We start from the raw sequence: 22108 nt of genomic DNA, 5'->3' as shown, positions 1-22108 counted from the left end.
TGATCTCTTGTCAAAAAAAAAGCCCGCACTGTTCAGGTGCGGGCTTTTTTCTGTGTTTCCTGTACGCGTCAGCCCGCACCGTTACCTGTGGTAATGGTGGTGGTGATAATGGTGGTAATCATGCCGATGCGATTCATGGATGTTGTGTACTCTGTATTTTTATCTGTCTGTGTGTCCTGCCTATATTGGTTAAAGTATCTGCCCTCTTAAGTCAATGAATTTCTCAATTAACCTCATTTCAGCAAGCTTACGTATTGCGCCACCCCGACAAGGAAAAACATCCAGATCGGCGGAACATCCCCCGCAAAAACAGCACATACAACCATAATTAAAATATATGACAGAGCTTTATTCTGACAGGTTTTTTTCAATATCATGCAGCAAACGATGCAACATTGCCGTGTCGCGCTGCTGCAGCAGCCCCATTCGTTGCGACAGCCAGTCGGCCAGTTTGGCATCATCCTCCACGCCCAGACGCGAAAGCAAGGCCAGGGCGCGCAGGCGCAACGCCTGCAGCTGATGATGGTCTGCCGCGGCGGCGGCGGGCGCCGGTTGTTGCATAAGCGATGCTAATTGATAGCAGTAGACCATCACCGACTGACCGAGGTTTAGCGAAGGATAATCCGCGGCCATCGGCACGCCGGTCAGCACATCGGCCAGGGACAGCTCCTCATTGGTTAATCCGGCGTCTTCACGGCCAAATACCAGCGCGGTATGGGTCATCCAGTTCGCCTTCTCCTCCAGCAGCGGCAACAGCTGCTGCGGCGTGGCGTAATAGTGAAACCGCGCGCGACTGCGGGCGGTGGTGGCGACGGTAAAATCGACGTCGTGCAGCGCCTCGGCAAGGGTGGAATAGGTGGTGATACCATCGAGGATGTCGCCTGAGCCGTGCGCCACCCAGCGTGCCGCCGGCGCCAGATGGGCTTCACTGTCCACGATCCGCAGATCGCGAAATCCCATGGTTTTCATCGCCCTGGCGGCGGCGCCGACGTTCTCGGCCCGGGCAGGACCGACTAAAATAATCGTTAAACGCATTGCGGTTTTTTTCTCTCTCTCAGGCGTTGTCGAGGCGCGGAGCCCCGCATTTTACGCGGTGAAAATTTACAAATTTGCAACAAAAATCACTAAAATTGCGTTTTCTTACCCATAAAAAAATCTAAACTGTTCTCAGGAGGCCATGACAAGGAGTATGTTAACAGAACCCATTTATCCATATGATGGGCAATGAAATTTCACCTGACGCATCGTTGCAGGCATTGGATTCACTGTATTTATTAATTTATCCACGCAACTAGTTGAGCCGGGTAAAGATTGTGACTATAAAGAGCATGGCGATGCAATGATTTCACAAGACTGTTAACGTGCTACAATTGAACTTGATATATGTCAACGAAGCGTAGTTTTATTGGGTGTTCGGCCTCTCTTAGCCTGTTATGTTGCTGTTAAAATGGTTAGGATGTCAGCCGTTTTTGACACCGTCGGGTCCAGAGGGAAAGTACCCACGACCAAGCTAATGATGTTGTTGACGTTGATGGAAAGTGCATCAAGAACGCAATTACGTACTTTAGTCATGTTACGCCGCGCATGTTAATTTGCGACATGCAGCAGGCAGGTCAGGGACTTTGGTACTTCCTGTTTCGATTTAGTTGGCAATTTAGGTAGCAAACATGCAGACCCCGCACATTCTTATCGTTGAAGACGAGTTGGTAACACGCAACACGTTAAAAAGTATTTTCGAAGCAGAAGGTTACGATGTATTCGAAGCGACCGATGGCGCGGAAATGCATCAGATCCTGTCTGAAAATGATATCAACCTGGTGATCATGGATATCAACCTGCCGGGTAAAAATGGTCTTCTGCTGGCGCGCGAGCTGCGCGAGCAGGCTGACGTCGCGCTGATGTTCTTAACCGGTCGCGACAACGAAGTGGATAAGATCCTTGGCCTCGAAATCGGCGCTGACGACTATATCACTAAACCGTTTAACCCGCGTGAACTGACTATCCGCGCGCGCAACCTGCTCTCCCGTACCATGAACCTCGGTACCGTGAGCGAAGAGCGTCGCAGCGTGGAAAGCTACAAGTTCAACGGCTGGGAACTCGATATCAACAGCCGTTCCCTGGTCAGCCCGAACGGCGAACAGTACAAGCTGCCGCGCAGTGAATTCCGCGCGATGCTGCACTTCTGCGAAAACCCGGGCAAAATTCAGTCTCGTGCCGAGCTGCTGAAGAAAATGACCGGTCGCGAGCTGAAGCCGCATGACCGTACCGTTGACGTGACCATTCGTCGGATTCGTAAACACTTCGAATCCACTCCGGATACCCCGGAAATCATCGCTACCATTCACGGTGAAGGTTACCGTTTCTGTGGCGATCTGCAGGAATAATGCGATTTATTCCGCAGCCATGATGTGAAAACGGCGCCCCGAGGGCGCCGTTTTTTTATGCCGTCACTCTTTCCAGAGGCGCAGTTTGTCGTCATCGGCAGACGGCGGCGGAGGCACACTGCCTTTCGGTAACGATAACGCATACCAGTCCACTCGCCGGGTCAAAAACATCAGAGTGCTTAGCGCCAGCACCAGCACCCCGGTACCCAAGAGCAGCGCACTGTCCTCGGAATGCAGCAGAAACCACATCACCCCGTCCAGCAGCAGCAGCGCCGCGACAAACAGCAAGCTGTTACGCCATCCCCTGAGCACCGCCTGGAGGTAGATCCCGTTCATCACCGCGCCGGACAGGCTGGCGGCCAGCCAGGCGGCGGTAAAGCCAATGTGCTCCGAAAGCGCCAGCAGCACCAGGTAAAACAGCACCAGCGATAAGCCCACCAGCAAATATTGCATCGGATGCAGGGAGCGATGGGTCAGGCTTTCGAAAGCGAAAAAGGCCATAAACGTCAGCCCGATTAACAGGATGGCATATTTTGTCGCCCGGTCGGTTAGCTGGTACTGGTCGGCAAGCGACATGACATCGGCACTGAACGCCGGCAGGCGCGACCACGGGATCTCCATATCATCCTTGAAATAGCTGCCCATATCGTTGGCGAACCAGCTGCTTTGCCAGTGGGCGCGATAGCCGGCAGTATTCACTTCGCGTTTCGTTGGCAGGAAGCTGCCGAGAAAGCCGGGATGCGGCCAGTTACTGGTCAGCTGCAGCTCGCTGTTGCGCCCGAGCGGCGCCAGTGAAAATGCGCCCGTCCCGTTCAGATCGAGCGAAAAAGCGATCTCAAGCGGCTTGTTGTCCTCCGCCAGCGCAGGCATCGGCATATGGATGCCCGCCCCATCGCCGCTGATCCCCAGCCCAGGCTCCACGCTTAATAGGCTGCCGTTAACCTCCGGGGCATGAATGGCGCCAATGCCGCGGGCATCGCCGACGCTCACCACCAGCCGCGGCTGGCCCAGGGAGATATTCGTTTTTCGCAATGACGCCAGACGCAGCGGATCGAAGGAGGCCTTGATCTGCAGGGCGTTATGCCAGACCTGTCCGCTGTAGATGCCCACCCTTCTCGACTCCACGGTCTGTTTGCCGGTGACCGCCAGAGACTCCGGCAGCCAGTAGTACTCCCAGCTCCGCTGATATTCGACCTCTTTTTGGTTCTCCCTGCGGGTCAGCGTCTCGGTTACCGGAATAGCGATCAGCGGCCCGGCGAGTTTTTGCGAGCCGCTGGTGCTCTGTTCAATGGCATCCACAACCTCGCTGCGATAATCAGCCCGCTCATTGATGAGCTCCCTGACTATCATCAAAGGCAGAGATAACAGCACAATACAGCCTATTAACGTGGTAATTTTCCAGAATAACGGTGATTTCAACATAGCTTTCTCCCTATCGTAATGGCCTCACAATAGGGCGGTTGTGTGGGGGGAATTTGAAGCTATGTGAAGGGACGGTGAAGTCTCAGCGTGGCGACCACGCCGCCTTCGGGCCGATTGTGTAGACGGATATCGCCGTGATGCAGGCGCGCGACTTCACGAACGAAGGCCAGCCCAAGGCCGCTGCTCTTGTGGCCGTCTTCACGCGGCAGCGAGTAGAACCGCTCAAAGATCCGCGTCAGGGCATACTCCGGAATACCGCATCCGTTATCCGTTACGCTCAGTCGCACCTCTGCATTTCGTTTCTCTACTGCCAGGGCGATCTCGCCCCCCTGGGGGGTAAAATCAATCGCGTTGTCGAGCAGATTGCCCAGCGCCTGGGACAGCAGTTCGCCATCGCCATTGACCAGCATCCCACTCTCCTGCCAGCGCAGGGTGATGGCTTTCGCCGCCAGGGCGATGTCGCGCTCTTCCGCCAGCCGTTGGTATAGCGCATCTATCGACACCGGCTGCGGCTTTATCTCCAGCCGGCTTTCCAGTCGCGCCTGCTGGAGCAACCGCTCCACCAACAGCTGCATGCGAGTATTTTGCGCGAGGATATTCTCAGTAAACCGCGCCGCCACCGCAGGCGGCGGCTCTTCGCGCAGGATCTCCGCCGCACCGCGGATGGCCGCCAGCGGACTTTTCAGCTCGTGAGTCAGGTCATAGACATAGTTTTCGATGGCGTTTTTGCCTTCGAGCTTCACCCGCATGCTCTCCAGCGCCTGGGCCAGCTTACGTAGTTCGCTGCTGCCGACCTCCGGCAGCGGCAGCGGGCGGTCAGCGGTCACCGAGTCCGCATAGCGCACCAGCTTGCCGATAGAGAAATTGATCCACCAGACGACGCCGCAGCCAATCAACAGGGCAATGCCCAGCAGAGCGCCGCCGGCCCAGAGGATCCGCCGCTCGCTGCGCTGAATGACCGGCGTCATCGCCAGGTTGGGTTTACCGACGCTCAGCACGCCGATAATCCGCCCCTTATCCATCACCGGCGCGGCGATATACATCACCGAGCTGGCTTCATCATGCGGATCGCTGCGCGTACTGCGCGCGCCGTACTGGCCGCGCAGGGTGAGCCAGACGTCGTTCCAGCGTGAATAGTCCTGCCCTGTCGCCTCTCCGCTCGAGTCAAACACCACCTTGCCCCGGGCATCGGTCAGATAGACGCGGTACTCATTCCGCACCTTTTTAATTCCGCCAATATTGGCGTTGAGCCGCTGCTGGTTGAGCTGGTGAAAGGCCTGCGCCAGCCTGCCCTGCTGCGGGTTTGCCGCCAGCAGGTCCTCACGCGCCAGCGCCGCCAGCAGGGTGGCGGTATCGTTGAGGGTTCCCTCCGTGGCCCGGCGCACGCCCGGCTTGACTTCCTGGACAAAGATCGACAGTACAAACCACGCGGCGATCGCGACGATAAGAAAATAGCCCAGCAGCAGGCGCATGCCGATGCGCATCAGCCGCGCCCCAGGCTGTAGCCCATCCCGCGATGGGTATTGATTGGCGCCACCTCAGGATTAACGACCCGCAGTTTAGCGCGCAGGGTTTTGATGTGGGTGTCGACGGTGCGGTCGAGGCTTTCCCAGGCATCGCTCCACACCAGCTCCATCAGCTGCTGGCGGGAGAAGACGCGACCGGGCGCGTGAAGCAGCGTTTTCAACAGCAGAAATTCATAGCGCGTCAGGTTCAGCGGCTGGCCGAACCAGCTTATCGACGCCGCCTGCTCGTCAAGCACAAACTCGCCGACGCGAACTACCGACGAAGGCGCGGCGAATTTTTGCAGCCGCCGCAGCACGCTGCGCACCCGCGCGCAGACTTCGCGCGGCGAAAACGGCTTGGCGATGTAATCGTCAGCGCCGATTTCCAGCCCCAGCAGCTTATCGACCTCGTCGCTCCGCGCCGTCAGAAACAGCACCGGCAGCGCCGGAAAGCGCGTCAGCAGGCGCCGACAGAGCTCGAAGCCGCTGATATCCGGCAAGCCGACGTCGAGGATGGCCACATCGGGCGCCTGATGCGCCGCCGCCTCCAGCGCGGGCAACCCGCGGTCAAAGACGGTGACCTGGAAGCCCTCCTGCTGGAGCATATAAACCAGGGTATCGGCGATACTCTGTTCATCCTCAACTAACCAAATCCGTGGCTGCTGCATGCGCGCTCCCGTTTATTTATTCCAGGGCATAATCGGCACGGCGCTGATGGCGTTCTTCGGCGAACCATCAACCACTTTATCCGAATAGGTCAGGTAGACCAGCGCATTGCGTTTCGCATCATAGAAGCGAACGACCTGTAGCTTTTTAAACACCAGCGAGGTGCGCTTCTGGAACACCACGTCGCCCTGGCTTTTGCCATTTTTGATTTTGTCCGTCAGCTCAATCGGCCCGACCTGCTGGCAGGAGATGGCCGCGTCGGAGGTATCTTCCGCCAGACCCAGCCCGCCTTTGATCCCGCCGGTCTTCGCCCGGCTGATATAGCAGGTCACGTTCTGCACATCCGGATCGTCAAAGGCTTCGACGACAATTTTGTGATCCGGCCCTAACCATTTGAAGACCGTATCCACGGAACCAATCTGCTCCGCCTGAGCGACCTGGCAGCCGGCCAGCAGCAGCAGGCCCATCGCAAACTTCTTGTATTTCATATTGTTACCATTCTTAAAAAATATAGCTGAGTGATTATCACGCACTTTGCGGAAAAGGTTTATAGATCACAGCTTTACAAAATTCTCGTTCAGATCCACGGACCTACCGCATTTAAAAGCAAAAAAAACACTGAATGCTAAAACATCAAAAAATGCTATTATCCGCTACTTTAATATCAGGCACCTGTGTTTAAGGATGGGGACATTTTATGGATCAAGCAGGGATTATTCGCGATCTCCTTAGCTGGCTGGAAGGTCACCTGGATCAGCCGCTTTCTCTGGACAATGTGGCGGCGAAGGCGGGTTATTCCAAGTGGCATTTGCAGCGAATGTTTAAGGATGTCACCGGCCATGCCATCGGTGCCTATATTCGCGCGCGCCGGTTGTCGAAATCAGCTGTCGCATTACGCCTTACCGCCCGTCCAATCCTTGATATTGCGCTGCAGTACCGTTTCGACTCCCAGCAGACCTTCACCCGGGCGTTTAAGAAGCAGTTCTCGCTGACGCCGGCGCTCTACCGCCGCTCGCCGGACTGGAGCTCGTTCGGTATGCGTCCGCCGCTGCGTCTTGGCGAGTTTACCCTGCCGAAACATGAATTTGTCGCCCTGCCCACGACTCAACTGCTGGGGGTAACCCAGAGCTATACCTGTAAGCTGGAGGAAATCTCCGACTTCCGCAACCAGATGCGGGTCCAGTTCTGGCGCGATTTCCTCGGCAACTCGCCGTCGATCCCCCCGGTGCTCTATGGGCTGCATGAACCGCGTCCGAGCCTGGAGAAAGACGATGAACAGGAAGTGTTCTATACCACCGCGCTGACGCCGGAGATGGCTAACGGCCACCTGCAGAACGCCCATCCGGTGACGCTGGAGGGCGGCGAGTATGTCATGTTTACGTATGAAGGGCTGGGTACCGGCCTGCAGGAATTCATCCTGACGGTCTACGGCACCTGCATGCCGATGCTGAACCTGACGCGTCGCAAGGGGCTGGATATTGAACGCTTCTATCCTGAAGATGAAAGCCGGGATCAGGCCACGCCGATTCAGTTGCGCTGCGAATATCTGATCCCGATCCGCCGTTAACGCTGCAGCTCGTCCATCGCGGGGGCGTCAAGATGCGAGACGTCGCCCGCCGTTTCCACCACCCAGCCGGAAGCCAGCCACGGGCTCTGCTGATAATCGACGCGCGAGATAGAGCAGTTGCGCAGGCGCAGACGACGCTCTGCGTACGCCGGCAGCCCTAAAATCGTGCTCACCAGGCAGCCCAGCGCGATACCATGACTCACCAGCAGTGGTCGACTACCGGCCGGTAATTCCAGACAGGCTGCCAGCGCCGCATGCATGCGTTCGCTAAGCTCCTGCATCGATTCGCCCTGAGGAATACGACCATCCGGCGTGCCGTTGACCAGCTGGCGGCGCCAGCCCTCTTCTTCTTCGCTGAGCGAGTCGATATGGCGCTTCTCCAGCACCCCCATATCCAGCTCGCGCAGGCGCGCATCGGCGATCACGCTGCAGCCGCAGGCTTCGGCGATAATCTCTGCTGTGCGGCGGGTTCGTCCCAGATCGCTGGTAATGATATGGGTGATCCCCAGCGTTCTGGCGCGCTCGCCAACCTGCCAGGCCTGGCGCTCACCGTGTGCGGTCAGCGGGCTGTCGGACTGACCCTGAATACGTCGCTCGGCGTTCCACTGCGTTTCACCGTGGCGAACAAGGTATACCTGTAACATGCTTTTTTTCCGTTCTGAACTCGTTATCGACCGCTTTCGGGCATTACCGCCTGCCCTGGGGGTGATTTAGAGTATACTGCGATGACGTTAGTTTATTCTGAGTTGTTTTGATTATGCACCATGTTGTCTCAGCGACCACTAATCCCGCCAAAATTCAGGCAATTCTGCAGGCTTTTGACGAGATTTTCGGCGAAGGATCCTGCCACATTGAGTCCGTATCCGTCGAGAGCGGCGTGCCGGAACAGCCCTTCGGCAGCGAGGAAACGCGCGCTGGCGCACGAAATCGCGTCGCTAATGCGCGCCTCGCCCAGCCCCATGCCGATTTCTGGGTCGCCATCGAAGCCGGAATTGACGATGGCAGTACCTTTAGCTGGGTGGTCATCGAAAGCGCCAGCCAGCGCGGAGAAGCGCGCTCAGCCACGCTGCCGTTGCCTGACGTTATTCTTGAGCAGGTTCGCGCTGGCGAAGCCCTCGGGCCGGTCATGTCGCAGTATACCGGCATCGATCAGATCGGTCGTAAAGAGGGGGCGATTGGGGTTTTCACCGGCGGCAAATTAACCCGCAGCAGCGTTTACCATCAGGCGGTCGTGCTGGCGTTAAGCCCGTTCCACAACGCTATTTATCGCTAGCCAGCAGCGTCTGCTCCAGCCACTGGCGCAGCTCAACCGGCGCCGACTTCAGGCTGTTCGACCCGCGGGTAATGGTCGCAATACCGGCGCCGAGCTCATTTTTCAGCTCGCGCTGGCTCATCTCGCCGCGCAGCAGCTCTTCGATAATGCGCACCCGGGTTCCCAGCGCTTCGCGCTCATCAGGGGTTAGCATTAGCTGCAGCAGCGGCAGATGCAGATCCTGCGCATAGGCCTGCTGTAGCAGCGCCACAAAGCGCAGCCACTCCTGATGACGTTGTTCGGCAACGGCCGCGGAATAGGGAGATTGTTGGGTCATATCGCGCCACCATATTGAGACGGGCAGCTTACGCTGCCCGTCGAATGTACTCTTCAACGAGTACAAAGCATAACATACTTCCCGGCGATCAGTAACGCTGCCGCCACTCCGCATCGCTGAAGAGCTTATCCTGCTGTCCCATAAAGTAGCGGTAGTAGGCGTCATAGGAGAGGACATTCTTCACGTAGCCGCGGGTTTCCGAGAACGGAATACTCTCGACAAACGCCACGGCGTCGATCCGTCCGGCGCTGTTCCCCTGCCAGGTGCGTACCCGACCCGGCCCGGCGTTATAGGCCGCCGAGGCGTAGATGCGGTTATTGCCGAACTGCTGGTAAACGTACTGCAGATAGCTGGTGCCGATGTTGATGTTGGTTTCCGGATCCAATAGCTGCGACGGGCCGCTGTAGCCGGGAATGCGGAACATGCTGACGGTATGCGTCGCGGTGCCCGGCATAATCTGCATCAGCCCGCTGGCGCCGACCGGCGAACGCACTTTCGGGTTCCAGGCGCTCTCCTGGCGGGCAATGGCCATCGCGTAGCTCTGCGGAATATCTTTACCGCTGATATAGCGGGCAAACAGATCGTTATAGGCCAGCGGGAAGCGCTCCTCCAGCTGATCCCACAGCTTGCCGGCGATCGTCGCCTGCACGCTCAGATCCCACCAGTGTTGATCGAAGGCATAGCGCGCCAGCTGCGCCTGCTGAGATTTCGTGCGGCTGGTGACCAGATTCGCCCATTCGGTGCGCGCGGTGTTATCCATATTCCAGTACATCAGCTCGCGTACCCGGGCCATCTCCGGACCGGAGGCCAGCGCCGGATCGAGCGTGCCAGTCGCTTTATCGATGCGGAAGGTATACTCCTCGCCGAGACGCTGCGCGGCGACCATCGGGTAGAAACCGCGCTGCTGCATCAACGACCGGAGGATCGCCTGCGCCTCCTCGTCCCTGCCGCGCTCCAGCAACAGATCCGCCTGCCAGTAGCGCCATTCGTCTTTCTCTTTCGCCTCCATCGGCAGGCGCGCCAGCCAGGTATTCAGGCCATGGCGATCGCCCGTCCCCAGCGCCATCCGCACCCGCCGCTCCACCAGAGGCGTGGACTGCGATCGCATAATCGCATCGTCGCGCCAGATGGCCTGCTCTTCGGTCACATCGTTCCCCATCAGGCGCCAGGCGACAATATCGCGTAGCTCCTGGGTCTGATCCTCATTGAGCTGCTGGGCCTGCACCAGCGAAGGGATCATCAAACGGGCATTTTCCACATCCTGACGGGCGACGCTGGCGAAGGCGACGGCGGCCATCTGGCGGGTAAAGTCCGTCGCCCCGGTGGTGCGGGCAAAGGTCAGGACGCTGTTAGGATCGTTAGCCAGAGCGACCACGGCGCTGGCGATGCTCTGGTAGTTGGCGGGCATCTGCTGGGCCAGCGATTTCACCAGCCCGATATTGCCGGCCTTCATCGCCAGGCGGATCCGTTCGAGATAAGCCAGCGGATCCTGCTGGCCGGAGTCGCGCCAGGCGCTGAACAGCGGTTCACAGGCGCCGGGCTGGTTCTTGCCCGTCAGCCAGAGGTCTTTCGCTCCGCTCCAGGCCTCCTGCGACTGCCCCACGCTCAGTTTGGCGTAGTAGTAGTTGCACTGCGCCTCGGTGCTGGTCGGCTTATCGGGACTAAACGCCAGCAAGCCGCGCCAGTCGCTGCGCCGGGCCAGTTCATTCACGAAGCGCGAACGTAATGAACGCGCGGGGGGCAGCGTCGGGTTGGCGTCAATAAAGTTTTTCACCACCAGCGCCGGCTGGTTCATCAGATCGTCGGTAATCTGCCGGTACTGCAAATAGGGATACAGGGGATAGGTGCTTAACGTGGGCATCAGCTGGTCAACCACATCCATCTGCCGGTTATCCCACGCCTGCTTAATTTGTGCGTAGCGGCTGCGCTGTTCATCCAGTGAATCCGCATGCGCCAGCTGACTCAACGCCAACAGACCAACGCTGGCAGCCAAAAGATGCCACGCCATTTTTTTGGCTTTTTCCACAAGCTCTTCCTCTTTCAGGTGCATTTTCGCAGCATCGTGCCGCTTAAAAGCCCCTGCCGGTTCGGCAGGCGGCTTTACTTATGCTAATCAGACAACGCTAAACGCGCCATGTCCTGAACATTTTTTTACGCTTCTGTGAATCCTGTCGCCTCGCTGGGATTAGCGCGCGAAAAAGGCTACACTTCGGCTTTGAACTATCTATCAAAATAGAAAGAGGCGAAGTCCAACGTGGCTCAATTCGTTTATACCATGCATCGTGTCGGCAAAGTGGTTCCGCCGAAACGTCATATTTTGAAAAATATCTCCCTCAGCTTTTTCCCTGGCGCAAAAATCGGTGTGCTCGGTCTGAACGGCGCCGGTAAATCTACCCTGCTGCGCATCATGGCCGGTATCGACACCGAGATCGAAGGTGAAGCGCGTCCGCAGCCTGGCATTAAAATCGGCTACCTGCCGCAGGAGCCGCAGCTCAACCCGGAGCACACCGTGCGCGAGTCCGTTGAAGAAGCGGTCGCCGAAGTGGTTAACGCGCTGAAGGGTCTGGACGAAGTCTATGCCAAGTACGCCGAGCCGGATGCAGACTTCGATAAGCTTGCCGCACAGCAAGGCAAGTTCGAAGAGATTATCCAGGCGCACGACGGCCACAATCTGAACGTGCAGCTGGAGCGCGCGGCCGACGCCCTGCGCCTGCCGGACTGGGATGCGAAAATCGCCAATCTTTCCGGTGGTGAACGCCGCCGCGTCGCGCTGTGCCGCCTGCTGCTGGAAAAACCAGACATGCTGCTGCTCGACGAACCGACCAACCACCTGGACGCCGAGTCCGTCGCCTGGCTGGAACGCTTCCTGCACGACTTCGAAGGCACCGTGGTGGCAATTACCCACGACCGTTACTTCCTCGATAACGTCGCCGGTTGGATCCTCGAACTTGACCGCGGCGAAGGTATTCCGTGGGAAGGCAACTACTCCTCCTGGCTGGAGCAGAAAGATCAGCGTCTGGCGCAGGAAGCCTCTCAGGAAGCCGCGCGTCGCAAATCCATCGAGAAAGAGCTCGAGTGGGTTCGCCAGGGCGCGAAAGGCCGTCAGTCCAAGGGCAAAGCCCGTCTGGCGCGCTTTGAAGAGCTCAACAACGTTGAATACCAAAAACGTAACGAGACCAACGAACTGTTCATTCCGCCAGGCGCGCGTCTGGGCGATAAAGTTCTGGAAGTCAGCAACTTGCGTAAATCCTACGGCGACCGCGTGCTGATCGACGATCTGAGCTTCTCGGTACCGAAGGGCGCTATCGTCGGCATCATCGGCCCTAACGGCGCGGGTAAATCAACGCTGTTCCGCATGATGTCCGGCCAGGAACAGCCAGATTCCGGCACCATCACCCTGGGCGAAACCGTTAAGCTGGCCTCCGTCGATCAGTTCCGCGACGCGATGGACAACAGCAAGACCGTGTGGGAAGAGGTCTCCGGCGGCCTGGATATCATGAAGATCGGTAACACCGAGATGCCGAGCCGCGCCTACGTGGGCCGCTTTAACTTCAAAGGCGTAGACCAGGGCAAACGCGTTGGCGAGTTGTCCGGCGGTGAACGCGGTCGTCTGCACCTGGCGAAGCTGCTGCAGGTTGGCGGTAACGTACTGCTGCTCGATGAACCGACCAACGACCTGGATATCGAAACCCTGCGCGCGCTGGAAAACGCCCTGCTGGAGTTCCCGGGCTGCGCGATGGTTATCTCGCACGACCGTTGGTTCCTTGACCGTATCGCCACCCACATTCTGGATTACCAGGATGAAGGTAAGGTGGAGTTCTTTGAAGGTAACTTTACCGAGTACGAAGAGTACAAGAAACGCACCCTCGGCGCCGACGCGCTGGAGCCGAAGCGAATCAAGTACAAACGGATCTCAAAATAAAATGCAAAAAGGCAACGCAAGTTGTCTTTTTTAATGTTTGCTCCCTCTCCCACCGGGAGAGGGCCGGGGTGAGGGCATCAGCCCGCAGAGGATCTACCCCTGCTCCCCCATCAGCTGCTTCACCAGCTCGACGCAGCGCAGGAAGCGCGTATCGTAGTCCGACTCCTTAACATGGACGAACTCGATCTCATTCTCTTTCAGCAGCGACACCAGCAGCGACTGAAACTCTTTACGATCCACCGAACTCCCAAGGCTGCGTAACCCATCGGCCACCCACGGGGTATTGTTCTCCAGCAGGATCACCAGATCGAAGCGGTATTCATCAATCAGCGCCTGCACGAACGGGTGCTCTCGCCCCTCGTACTTCAGGCAGAACGCCTGAGTGCTGACGAAGTCGGTATCGATAAACGCCACCTTGTTGGCATATTTCACTGCGAAATCAATATACTGGGCATGCCCGAGGGCTATTTTATCGTAATCCGAATACTGGAGCGCCATCTCATCGCCGCCGAGATGCGAAAAGACATAATCCCGGCCATATTCCCAGGCGCTGGTGGTATTGAAGATATTGGCGAGCTTATTGACCAGCGTTGATTTCCCGCTCGACTCGCCGCCGAGGATCGCCACCGTCCGCACAAAGAACGGTTTCACTTCCGTCGGAATATATTCCCAGTAACGGAACGGGTTCTCGCGGATCTGGCCGCCGCTAATATTCATAAAGGTCCGCTTAGGATCGATAAGCACCGTCTCGATTCCCAGATGCTCAAGGTACTGCGGCGCATCGGCCTCTTCCGAGGTATAGATCCGGTTCGGTTCGATCCCTTTTTCGCTCATAAAAGCGCGGATCCCATGGCTCCAGACGTCCCAGCCGTGCGGATAGGGCTCCATTCCTTCTTCATTGAAGGCGTGGATGCGAATATTCTTCTGATATTTAAAGGTTTGCAGCAGCCAGCGCAGGCGGTCAGGCACCGTCGGCTGCTGCGACATGGCGCTCTCTTCAAACAGCTCGCGGTCGCGAGTGTCGTCATAGCCCATGATGATATGCAGCTCATCGACCTGGCTACAGGCGCGTTGAATCAAATAGATGTGCCCGGTATGCAGCGGGTAAAATTTACCAAACACCACGCCGACGCTTTTCTGTCGGCGGGGAAACTCCAGCCCGAGGAAACGATGCAGCGCTTCTAGCTTCTGCGCGCTCGGGCTTTTGATTTTGGCATTCAACAGTTGGCTGAGATACCCTTTGGTCATCCCGCTGGCTTCCGCCACCTGCTGCAGGGTACAGCCTTTCTGCTTTATGGCGCTTTTTAAATAGTCAAATGACGACATCGCTAATCTCCTTTTAACTTATTATAAGTCGTCAAAAACGCTTAGCGCGTCTGAAAGCTTTTTCACACCAAAGATTTGCATGCCTTCCGGCACTTTTTTCGGCACATTGGCCGCCGGGACGATGGCGCGGCGGAAGCCATGCTTCGCCGCTTCGGAGATACGCTCCTGTCCGCTCGGCACCGGGCGAATTTCGCCAGCCAACCCCACTTCGCCAAAGACCACCAGGTCCTGCGGCAGCGGGCGATCGCGCAAGCTGGAGACCATCGCCAGCAGCAGCGCCAGATCGGCGCTGGTTTCCGTGACCTTCACCCCACCGACCACGTTGACGAAAACGTCCTGATCGGCCATCTGCAGGCCGCCGTGGCGATGCAGCACCGCCAGCAGGATCGCCAGACGGTTCTGTTCCAGCCCCACCGCCACGCGGCGCGGGTTGGACATCATCGAGTGATCCACCAGCGCCTGGATCTCCACCAGCAGCGGGCGGGTCCCTTCCCAGACCACCATCACCGAGCTGCCGGAGGTGATTTCATCTCCCCGGCTGAGGAAGATAGCGGATGGGTTGCTCACTTCGCGCAGCCCCTGCTCGGTCATGGCGAAGACGCCCAGCTCGTTCACCGCGCCAAAGCGGTTTTTGTGGCTGCGCAGAGTGCGGAAGCGGGAGTCGGCATCGCCGTCCAGCAGCACCGAGCAGTCAATACAGTGCTCCAGCACCTTCGGGCCGGCCAGCGAACCGTCTTTGGTGACGTGGCCGACCATGACGATCGCCACGCCGCGTGTTTTGGCAAAGCGCGTCAGGTAGGCCGCCGTTTCACGTACCTGGGCGACGCTGCCCGGCGACGACTGAACGTCGGCCATATGCATCACCTGGATAGAGTCGATCACCATCAGCTGCGGTTTTTCTTCCTCGGCAATCTGACAGATCTGCTCAATGCTGGTTTCCGACAGCATGTTCAGGTTCGCCGTCGGCAGCCCAAGGCGATGGGCGCGCATCGCCACCTGCTGAAGGGACTCCTCGCCGGTGACGTACAGGGTTTTCATCCCTTCCGCCAGCTTGCACAACGTCTGCAGCAGCAGCGTCGATTTCCCCGCGCCGGGGTTACCGCCAATCAGGATCGCGCTGCCCGGCACCACGCCGCCGCCGAGTACGCGGTCAAACTCTTTAAAACCGGTGGAAAAACGCGGCAGCGCCTCCAGGCTGATGTCTGACAGCTTCTGCACCTTCGAGACGCCGGCGTGACCGGCGTAGCCTGACAAACGCTCGTTTCTCGCCACCTGCGGCGACGCGGCGATGCGCATCTCGGTGATGGTATTCCAGGCATGGCAGGCGCTGCACTGCCCCTGCCAGCGCGGGTAATCCGCACCACATTCATTACAGACAAATGCGCGTTTTGGAGCTTTCGCCACGTTTACCTCTTACTTTTGGTTCATGCTGCCCGAGAGAATACAGAATACCCCCATCAGGTCAGCGTGGCGGATAGTCACTTCCGCCTGTTCATTCACTTTAGGCTTCGCATGATACGCGATGCCAAGCCCGGCAGCCTTAATCATCGGCAGGTCGTTGGCGCCATCGCCGATGGCCACGGTCTGCGCCGTTGGGATCGCATACTTTTCCGCCAGCTTGCGCAGCGTATTGGCTTTGTATTTGGCATCGACGATATCGCCGAGCACGTTGCCGGTGAGCTTGCCGTCGCGGATCTCCAGTTCGTTGGCGAACACCGCGTCGAGATGCAGCTTATCGCGCAGATACTCGGCGAAGAAGGTGAAGCCGCCGGAGGCGATCGCCACCTTCCAGCCCAGCGTTTCCAGCTTGAGCACCAGCTGCGCCAGGCCCGGCATCAGCGGCAGCGCGTCGCGAACCTGCAGCAGAATGCTGGCATCAGCGTCTTTCAGCGTCGCCACGCGCTGGCGCAGGCTGGCGGTGAAGTCCAGCTCCCCGCGCATCGCCCGCTCGGTCACTTCCGATACCAGCTCGCCGGTGCCGGCCAGTTTCGCGATCTCATCGATGCATTCGATCTGGATCGCCGTGGAGTCCATATCCATCACCAGCAGTCCCGGGGTGCGCAGATGAGGGATTTTACCCAATGGCGCGACGTCCAGCCCCGCCTCATGCGCCAGCCGCGTCGCACGGGGGGTCAGCGAACCGGCCAGGCGGATCACCTGGTAATCTTCGACCACCCAGGAGGCGACGATCACTAACGCGGCGCCCAGCTCACGCTGCCAGTCCGTCAGACGGCGTTTATCCAGCCCACGCCCGTACAGCAGCCAGCCGCTGCGCCCGGCGTGATAATCCAGCGGCATGACCTCGTCACCGCTCAGGGAAAGCGGCAACCCAGGCCACAGGGAAACGTCTTCAGGCAGGTCGCACCAGGTCAAACTGTTAGGCATTACGGCTCCACATCTCTTCATTCAGGCGAGGAAAATAACGCATGAGGCTACCTTGTAACCAGCGCTTCTGGCAACATTAAGCTGCAAATTTTCAAAGGTGGAATATGGTTCGCGCAAAACTGAAATTCCGGCTGCATCGTGCGGTCATTGTCCTTATCTGTCTCGCCCTGCTCGTCGCGCTGATGCAGGGCGCCTCGTGGTTCAGTCAGAACAGTCAGAAACAACGCAATCCGCAGCTGGAAGAGCTGGCCCGCACGCTGGCGCAGCAGGTGGTGCTGAATCTCACGCCGCTGATGCGCAGCGAAACGCCGGACGAAAAGCGCATCAATCAGCTGTTGACGCAGCTCACCCACAACAGCCGCGTACTGGACGCCGGGGTATATGACGACCAGGGCGACCTGGTGGCGCGCTCTGGCGAAAGCGTCGAGGTTCGCGACCGGCTGGCGCTGGATGGTAAGAAAGCCGGTGGCTACTTCAACCAGCAGATTGTCGAGCCGGTGCCGGGAAAAAACGGCCCGCTGGGCTACCTGCGTCTGACCCTCGATACCCATACGCTGGCGACCGAGGCGAAGCAGGTGGATAATACCACCAATATTTTACGCCTGATGCTGTTGCTGTCCCTGGCCATCGGCGTGGTACTGACCCGCACGCTGCTGCAGGGCAAACGCACCCGCTGGCAGCAATCGCCCTTCCTGCTCACCGCCAACAAGCCGGTTGAGGATGAAGACGATGAAAAGAAAGGAAATCTATAATGTCCACACTGCGCCTCCTGCTTTCTGACTCTTACGACCCGTGGTTCAACCTGGCGGTCGAGGAGTGCATTTTCCGCCAGATGCCCGCCACCCAGCGGGTGCTGTTCCTGTGGCGCAATGCCGATACCGTGGTCATCGGCCGCGCGCAGAACCCGTGGAAGGAGTGTAATACCCGCCGCATGGAGGAAGATCATGTGCGGCTGGCCCGTCGCAGCAGCGGCGGCGGCGCGGTGTTCCACGACCTCGGCAATACCTGCTTTACCTTTATGGCAGGCAAACCGGAGTACGACAAAACCGTCTCCACCGCTATTGTGCTGGCGGCGCTCAATTCACTTGGCGTAACCGCCGACGCCTCCGGGCGCAACGATCTGGTGGTCAAAACCGACAGCGGCGACCGCAAAGTCTCCGGCTCAGCCTATCGTGAAACCATGGACCGCGGTTTTCACCACGGCACCCTGCTGCTCAACGCCGATTTAAGCCGTCTCGCCAACTACCTCAACCCGGACCAGAAAAAGCTGCAGGCTAAAGGCATTACCTCGGTGCGCGGGCGGGTGGCGAACCTGGTTGAGCTGCTGCCGGGCATTACCCATCAGCAAGTTTGCGAGGCGATCCAGGAGGCGTTCTTCAGCCATTACGCCGAACGGGTAGACGCCGAGGTGATCTCCCCGGACAACACGCCGGACCTGCCGAACTTTGCCGACACTTTCGCTCGCCAGAGCAGCTGGGAGTGGAACTTCGGCCAGGCGCCCGCCTTTTCCCACCTGCTGGACGAGCGCTTCCCCTGGGGCGGCGTCGAGCTGCATTTTGACGTTGAGAAGGGCCATATCACCCGCGCGCAGGCCTTTACCGATAGCCTGAATCCGGCGCCGCTGGAGGCGCTGGCGGAACGCTTAATCGGCTGTCAGTATCGGGCTGAGGTTTTGCAACAGCAGTGTGAGGCGCTGATGGAGGACTTCCCGGAGCAGGAAGCGGAACTCAAAGCGCTGTCGGTGTGGATTGCCGGCGCGGTACGCTAAAAAAAAAGCCCGCTGGCGTAGCGCTTAGCGGGCCTGGAAAACCGCAGGCCGGGTCAGGCGAAGCCGCCGCCCGGCACAACAGCTTTTACTCTTTATCGCCCAGCAGCACGGATTCCAGCGCGATTTTAATCATGTCGTTGAACGTGGTCTGACGCTCCGCGGCAGTGGTCTGCTCGTGGGTACGAATATGGTCAGACACGGTGCAGATGGTCAGCGCTTTCGCCCCGAATTCCGCCGCCACGCCGTAGATACCCGCCGCTTCCATTTCCACGCCCAGGATGCCGTATTTTTCCATCACGTCGAACATGGACGGGTCCGGGGTATAGAACAGGTCTGCAGAGAAGATGTTGCCGACGCGCGCGTCAACGCCCAGCGCTTTCGCCGCGTCTACCGCGTTACGCACCATGCCGAAATCGGCAATCGCCGCGAAGTCGTGGTCTTTAAAACGCAGACGGTTCACTTTGGAGTCGGTGCAGGCGCCCATACCGATCACCACGTCGCGCAGTTTGACGTCTTCGCGCACCGCGCCGCAGGAGCCGACGCGGATGATTTTCTTGACGCCGAAATCGGTGATCAGCTCTTTGGTGTAGATAGAGCAGGACGGAATACCCATCCCGTGGCCCATGACGGAGATTTTGCGGCCTTTATAGGTGCCAGTGAAGCCCAGCATGCCGCGCACGTTGTTCACTTCACGCACGTCTTCGAGAAAGGTTTCTGCAATGTGCTTGGCGCGCAGCGGGTCGCCCGGCATCAAGACTACGTCAGCGAAATCGCCCATTTCTGCGTTAATGTGAGGAGTTGCCATCTTCAGTTCCTTTTACATTGTTGTTTTTGCCGGGCGGCTACGCCTGACCCGGCCGACAAAACCGTAGGCCCGGATCGCTGAGCGCCACCGGGCAATTGCATCACAGCATGTTTTTACCGTAGGCCATTGGCGAGGTACCAAAGTATGTCGCCAGCGTCTGGCCGATGTCCGCGAAAGTTTCGCGGTGGCCTAACGATCCTGGTTTCACTTTCGGGCCGTACACCAGCACCGGAATATGCTCGCGGGTGTGGTCGGTACCGGTCCAGGTCGGGTCGCAGCCGTGGTCGGCGGTGAGGATCAGGATGTCGTCTTCCCCTACCAGCTCCATCAGCTCCGGCAGACGGCGGTCAAACAGTTCCAGACCCGCCGCGTAGCCGGCGACATCGCGACGGTGGCCCCAGGAGGAGTCAAAGTCGACGAAGTTGGTGAAGACGATAGTCTCGTCGCCGGCTTCCTTCATCTCTTTGATGGTCGCGTCGAACAGCGCGTCCAGCCCGGTGGCTTTCACTTTTTTGGTGATGCCGCAGTTTGCGTAGATGTCCGCTATCTTACCGACAGACACCACGTGGCCGTTCTTCTCGTCAACCAGCTTCTGCAGCACGGTCGGCGCCGGCGGTTCGACCGCCAGATCGTGACGGTTGCCGGTACGCTGGAAGTTACCGGCTTTATCGCCGATAAACGGACGAGCGATGACGCGGCCAATGTTGTAGCCGCCTTCGGTCAGCTCTTCACGGGCGATTTCGCACAGCTCATACAGCTTGTCGAGGCCAAAGGTCTCTTCGTGACAGGCGATCTGGAACACGGAGTCAGCGGAGGTATAGAAAATCGGTTTCCCGGTTTTCATATGCTCTTCGCCGAGCTGATCGAGGATCACCGTCCCGGAAGAGTGGCAGTTGCCGAGGTAGCCCGGCAGGTTGGCGCGTTTCACCAGCTTATCCAGCAGCTCCTGCGGGAAGCTGTTTTCATGATCGCTGAAGTAGCCCCAGTCAAACAGCACCGGCACGCCGGCGATTTCCCAGTGGCCGGACGGCGTATCTTTACCAGAAGAGAGTTCATGCGCCCAGGCCCAGGCGCCAATCACTTCGGCATTGCCATCCATTCCGGCGGCAATTTTACCGGTAGAGCCTTCATGCGCTTTCACCAGCCCCAGACGGGTCAGGTTCGGTAAATTCAGCGGGCCTTTGCGGCCGTGGTCAGCCTCGCCTTTGGCGCAGGCTTCCGCAATGTGTCCCAGGGTATCGGCGCCGACGTCGCCAAAGCGGTCTGCGTCTTCCGTTGCGCCAATCCCAAAGGAGTCCAGCACCATGATAAATGCACGTTTCATCTTGTTCTCCATACATCTTGCGCTGCAAAAAAGCGATCAGATCAGTATATCGCTATTCGGTGATACGGCGATAGACTGTCGGTGTAATTTCTGGAGCTTTATCGTCCAGTTTAATGGCCGCTTTGACCGCTTTCGCGGCCTCCTGCCAGCTGTTCTCGTCTTTGGCATGGATCACCGCCAGCGGACGCTGTCCGTCCACGCGGTCACCCAGACGCGCCATCTCGGTAAAGCCAACGCTATAGTCAATGGTGTCTGATGCCTGACGGCGGCCGCCGCCCATAGAAACCACTGCCATACCCAGCGCGCGAGTATCCATCGCGCTGACAAAACCTTCGGTATCAGCATAGACTGCTTTGCTCAGCATCGCCGTCGGCAGATAATGATCATAATTCTCGACAAAGTCGCTCGGTCCTTTCTGCGCCGCGACCATACGGCCAAAAACTTCCGCCGCTTTACCATTATCCAGTACCGCCTGCAGCTTCGCGCGCGCGTCGGCATCGTCCGCCGCCAGCTTGCCGGAAATCAGCATCTCCACACACAGCGCCATCGTCACGTCGAACAGACGCGGATTGCGGTATTCGCCGGTCAGGAACTGGACCGCTTCGCGAACTTCAACGGCGTTCCCGGCGCTGGAAGCCAGCACCTGGTTCATATCGGTCAGCAGCGCGGTGGTGCGCACGCCGGCGCCGTTGGCGACCCCGACGATCGCTTCCGCCAGCGCGGCGGAAAGTTCATAAGTCGGCATAAACGCGCCGCTGCCGACTTTGACGTCCATCACCAGCGCATCCAGCCCTTCCGCCAGCTTCTTGGCAAGGATCGAGGCGGTGATCAGCGGGATGGAGTCCACCGTCGCGGTAATATCGCGGGTGGCATAGAAACGTTTGTCCGCCGGAGCGAGGGAGCTGGTCTGCCCGATAATCGCCACGCCGACATCTTTAATAATCTCGCGGAAGCGGTTGTCGTCCGGGAAGATATCGAAGCCCGGGATCGCTTCCAGTTTATCCAGGGTACCGCCGGTATGGCCGAGTCCGCGGCCGGAAATCATCGGCACATAACCGCCGCAGGCGGCCACCATCGGCCCCAGCATCAGCGAAGTGACATCCCCGACGCCGCCGGTGGAGTGTTTATCGACGATCGGGCCGTTAAGGTTGAGGCTTTTCCAGTCCAGAACGGTACCGGAATCCCGCATCGCCATGGTCAGCGAAACGCGCTCCGGCATAGACATATCGTGGAAGAAGATGGTCATCGCCAGCGCGGCGATCTGCCCTTCTGAGATAGTATTGTCGCGGATGCCGTTGATGAAAAAGCGGATCTCTTCATCGCTTAATGCCTGACCATCACGTTTTTTACGAATAATTTCTTGTGCGAGAAACACGGTAACCCCCATGAGGAATCGGGTGAATGGTGGCGGGTGGCGCTACGCTTACCCGCCCTACGATCCTGTA

Annotated in this window: 22 protein-coding genes and 1 other annotated feature; of the genes, 6 read left to right on the top strand and 16 right to left on the bottom strand. The window is 58.5% G+C overall.

Going from position 1 to position 22108, the window contains the following annotated elements:
* Positions 1-12: 12 nt before the first annotated feature.
* Positions 13-130, bottom strand: a sequence feature (Thr leader region).
* The 3 genes from thrL to yjjY form a co-directional block, all read right to left on the bottom strand.
* A complete protein-coding gene (thrL, locus tag ABLU95_RS15095; protein ID WP_004222578.1) occupies positions 69-137 on the bottom strand; it encodes a thr operon leader peptide in 69 nt (22 codons plus the stop codon). Its footprint overlaps the feature before it by 62 nt.
* A 211-nt stretch (positions 138-348) precedes the next feature.
* The gene (locus tag ABLU95_RS15090) at positions 349-1035 is read right to left on the bottom strand and encodes a tRNA/rRNA methyltransferase (protein WP_065883314.1); all 687 of its coding nucleotides are present in this window, start codon (positions 1033-1035) and stop codon (positions 349-351) included.
* Between the two features lie 396 nt (positions 1036-1431).
* Positions 1432-1572, bottom strand: a complete 141-nt coding sequence (gene yjjY, locus ABLU95_RS15085; protein ID WP_004146984.1) for a protein YjjY — start codon at positions 1570-1572, stop codon at positions 1432-1434.
* 95 nt (positions 1573-1667) lie between these two features.
* Between yjjY and arcA the strand changes: the two genes are divergently transcribed.
* The gene (gene arcA / locus ABLU95_RS15080; protein WP_002887843.1) at positions 1668-2384 is read left to right on the top strand and encodes a two-component system response regulator ArcA; all 717 of its coding nucleotides are present in this window, start codon (positions 1668-1670) and stop codon (positions 2382-2384) included.
* 63 nt (positions 2385-2447) lie between these two features.
* Here the strand turns inward: arcA and creD are convergent, their stop codons facing one another.
* Genes creD through creA form a run of 4 tightly spaced genes read right to left on the bottom strand, consistent with a single transcriptional unit; the run spans position 2448 to position 6465 of the window.
* On the bottom strand, positions 2448-3806 hold the full coding sequence (gene creD, locus ABLU95_RS15075; protein WP_065883312.1) for a cell envelope integrity protein CreD: 1359 nt from the start codon (positions 3804-3806) through the stop codon (positions 2448-2450).
* 59 nt (positions 3807-3865) lie between these two features.
* Entirely contained in the window at positions 3866-5290 is a 1425-nt protein-coding gene (gene creC / locus ABLU95_RS15070) for a two-component system sensor histidine kinase CreC (protein WP_101993058.1), read from the bottom strand.
* A complete protein-coding gene (creB, locus tag ABLU95_RS15065) occupies positions 5290-5979 on the bottom strand; it encodes a two-component system response regulator CreB (RefSeq protein ID WP_023291904.1) in 690 nt (229 codons plus the stop codon). The genes creC and creB overlap by 1 nt, the downstream gene beginning before the upstream one ends.
* Positions 5980-5991: 12 nt before the next feature.
* Positions 5992-6465: a protein CreA gene (creA, locus tag ABLU95_RS15060; protein ID WP_009309170.1), complete on the bottom strand. Its 474-nt coding sequence runs from the start codon at positions 6463-6465 to the stop codon at positions 5992-5994.
* A 209-nt stretch (positions 6466-6674) separates the two neighbouring features.
* On the opposite strand from creA, the gene robA reads away from it, so the two are divergent.
* The gene (robA, locus tag ABLU95_RS15055; RefSeq protein ID WP_004204217.1) at positions 6675-7544 is read left to right on the top strand and encodes an MDR efflux pump AcrAB transcriptional activator RobA; all 870 of its coding nucleotides are present in this window, start codon (positions 6675-6677) and stop codon (positions 7542-7544) included.
* Here robA and gpmB read toward each other — a convergent pair.
* On the bottom strand, positions 7541-8188 hold the full coding sequence (gpmB, locus tag ABLU95_RS15050) for a 2,3-diphosphoglycerate-dependent phosphoglycerate mutase GpmB (RefSeq protein ID WP_004204216.1): 648 nt from the start codon (positions 8186-8188) through the stop codon (positions 7541-7543). The two genes, robA and gpmB, sit on opposite strands and share 4 nt — an antisense overlap.
* Positions 8189-8301: 113 nt before the next feature.
* Between gpmB and yjjX the strand changes: the two genes are divergently transcribed.
* Positions 8302-8817 (top strand): inosine/xanthosine triphosphatase, encoded by a 516-nt coding sequence (yjjX, locus tag ABLU95_RS15045; RefSeq protein WP_032452387.1) that lies wholly within the window; start codon positions 8302-8304, stop codon positions 8815-8817.
* On the opposite strand, the gene trpR is transcribed toward yjjX, so the two are convergent.
* Both trpR and sltY read right to left on the bottom strand, forming a co-directional pair.
* Complete coding sequence (trpR, locus tag ABLU95_RS15040) at positions 8804-9133, bottom strand: trp operon repressor (RefSeq protein WP_004204213.1); 330 nt, start codon at positions 9131-9133, stop codon at positions 8804-8806. The genes yjjX and trpR overlap by 14 nt on opposite strands.
* 88 nt (positions 9134-9221) lie before the next feature.
* Complete coding sequence (gene sltY, locus ABLU95_RS15035) at positions 9222-11159, bottom strand: murein transglycosylase (protein WP_044525328.1); 1938 nt, start codon at positions 11157-11159, stop codon at positions 9222-9224.
* Between the two features lie 228 nt (positions 11160-11387).
* Between sltY and ettA the strand changes: the two genes are divergently transcribed.
* Positions 11388-13055 carry an energy-dependent translational throttle protein EttA gene (gene ettA / locus ABLU95_RS15030; RefSeq protein WP_023291900.1) on the top strand — a complete coding sequence of 556 codons (1668 nt, stop codon included), beginning with the start codon at positions 11388-11390 and terminating at the stop codon, positions 13053-13055.
* Positions 13056-13148: 93 nt separating this feature from the next.
* On the opposite strand, the gene nadR is transcribed toward ettA, so the two are convergent.
* From nadR to serB, 3 genes are read right to left on the bottom strand one after another with little or no spacing between them, the layout of a single operon-like run.
* On the bottom strand, positions 13149-14381 hold the full coding sequence (gene nadR, locus ABLU95_RS15025) for a multifunctional transcriptional regulator/nicotinamide-nucleotide adenylyltransferase/ribosylnicotinamide kinase NadR (protein ID WP_004886547.1): 1233 nt from the start codon (positions 14379-14381) through the stop codon (positions 13149-13151).
* Positions 14382-14402: 21 nt separating this feature from the next.
* The gene (gene radA, locus ABLU95_RS15020) at positions 14403-15785 is read right to left on the bottom strand and encodes a DNA repair protein RadA (protein ID WP_023291899.1); all 1383 of its coding nucleotides are present in this window, start codon (positions 15783-15785) and stop codon (positions 14403-14405) included.
* A gap of 9 nt (positions 15786-15794) precedes the next feature.
* A complete protein-coding gene (gene serB / locus ABLU95_RS15015; RefSeq protein ID WP_023291898.1) occupies positions 15795-16766 on the bottom strand; it encodes a phosphoserine phosphatase in 972 nt (323 codons plus the stop codon).
* 104 nt (positions 16767-16870) lie between these two features.
* Between serB and ABLU95_RS15010 the strand changes: the two genes are divergently transcribed.
* Positions 16871-17518: a YtjB family periplasmic protein gene (locus tag ABLU95_RS15010; protein WP_087848855.1), complete on the top strand. Its 648-nt coding sequence runs from the start codon at positions 16871-16873 to the stop codon at positions 17516-17518.
* A complete protein-coding gene (gene lplA, locus ABLU95_RS15005; protein ID WP_087848854.1) occupies positions 17518-18534 on the top strand; it encodes a lipoate--protein ligase LplA in 1017 nt (338 codons plus the stop codon). Before ABLU95_RS15010 ends, lplA begins: the two co-directional genes overlap by 1 nt.
* Positions 18535-18619: 85 nt before the next feature.
* On the opposite strand, the gene deoD is transcribed toward lplA, so the two are convergent.
* The 3 genes from deoD to deoA all read right to left on the bottom strand — a co-directional run bounded on the left by deoD (position 18620) and on the right by deoA (position 22038).
* Positions 18620-19339 carry a purine-nucleoside phosphorylase gene (gene deoD / locus ABLU95_RS15000; protein ID WP_002887789.1) on the bottom strand — a complete coding sequence of 240 codons (720 nt, stop codon included), beginning with the start codon at positions 19337-19339 and terminating at the stop codon, positions 18620-18622.
* 100 nt (positions 19340-19439) lie between these two features.
* Positions 19440-20663 carry a phosphopentomutase gene (gene deoB / locus ABLU95_RS14995; protein WP_023291895.1) on the bottom strand — a complete coding sequence of 408 codons (1224 nt, stop codon included), beginning with the start codon at positions 20661-20663 and terminating at the stop codon, positions 19440-19442.
* Between the two features lie 52 nt (positions 20664-20715).
* Positions 20716-22038 (bottom strand): thymidine phosphorylase, encoded by a 1323-nt coding sequence (gene deoA, locus ABLU95_RS14990; RefSeq protein WP_032429093.1) that lies wholly within the window; start codon positions 22036-22038, stop codon positions 20716-20718.
* Positions 22039-22108 lie beyond the last annotated feature (70 nt).

The organism is Klebsiella sp. GG_Kp146 (assembly GCF_040061975.1).
Classification (GTDB): Bacteria; Pseudomonadota; Gammaproteobacteria; order Enterobacterales; family Enterobacteriaceae; genus Klebsiella; species Klebsiella quasipneumoniae.
Note: the sequence above shows the minus strand (reverse complement) of the source record. Positions and strands in the feature narration are given on the sequence as shown.

Excerpts from the sequence above, each read along its gene's own strand:
- trpR (WP_004204213.1), bottom strand. The coding sequence starts at position 9,133 with ATGACCCAACAATCTCCCTATTCCGCGGCCGTTGCCGAACAACGTCAT.
- arcA (WP_002887843.1), top strand. The coding sequence starts at position 1,668 with ATGCAGACCCCGCACATTCTTATCGTTGAAGACGAGTTGGTAACACGC.
- deoD (WP_002887789.1), bottom strand. The coding sequence starts at position 19,339 with ATGGCAACTCCTCACATTAACGCAGAAATGGGCGATTTCGCTGACGTA.
- serB (WP_023291898.1), bottom strand. The coding sequence starts at position 16,766 with ATGCCTAACAGTTTGACCTGGTGCGACCTGCCTGAAGACGTTTCCCTG.
- creA (WP_009309170.1), bottom strand. The coding sequence starts at position 6,465 with ATGAAATACAAGAAGTTTGCGATGGGCCTGCTGCTGCTGGCCGGCTGC.
- ABLU95_RS15010 (WP_087848855.1), top strand. The coding sequence starts at position 16,871 with ATGGTTCGCGCAAAACTGAAATTCCGGCTGCATCGTGCGGTCATTGTC.
- gpmB (WP_004204216.1), bottom strand. The coding sequence starts at position 8,188 with ATGTTACAGGTATACCTTGTTCGCCACGGTGAAACGCAGTGGAACGCC.
- deoB (WP_023291895.1), bottom strand. The coding sequence starts at position 20,663 with ATGAAACGTGCATTTATCATGGTGCTGGACTCCTTTGGGATTGGCGCA.
- lplA (WP_087848854.1), top strand. The coding sequence starts at position 17,518 with ATGTCCACACTGCGCCTCCTGCTTTCTGACTCTTACGACCCGTGGTTC.
- yjjY (WP_004146984.1), bottom strand. The coding sequence starts at position 1,572 with ATGACTAAAGTACGTAATTGCGTTCTTGATGCACTTTCCATCAACGTC.
- creD (WP_065883312.1), bottom strand. The coding sequence starts at position 3,806 with ATGTTGAAATCACCGTTATTCTGGAAAATTACCACGTTAATAGGCTGT.
- yjjX (WP_032452387.1), top strand. The coding sequence starts at position 8,302 with ATGCACCATGTTGTCTCAGCGACCACTAATCCCGCCAAAATTCAGGCA.
- creC (WP_101993058.1), bottom strand. The coding sequence starts at position 5,290 with ATGCGCATCGGCATGCGCCTGCTGCTGGGCTATTTTCTTATCGTCGCG.
- robA (WP_004204217.1), top strand. The coding sequence starts at position 6,675 with ATGGATCAAGCAGGGATTATTCGCGATCTCCTTAGCTGGCTGGAAGGT.
- nadR (WP_004886547.1), bottom strand. The coding sequence starts at position 14,381 with ATGTCGTCATTTGACTATTTAAAAAGCGCCATAAAGCAGAAAGGCTGT.
- ABLU95_RS15090 (WP_065883314.1), bottom strand. The coding sequence starts at position 1,035 with ATGCGTTTAACGATTATTTTAGTCGGTCCTGCCCGGGCCGAGAACGTC.
- creB (WP_023291904.1), bottom strand. The coding sequence starts at position 5,979 with ATGCAGCAGCCACGGATTTGGTTAGTTGAGGATGAACAGAGTATCGCC.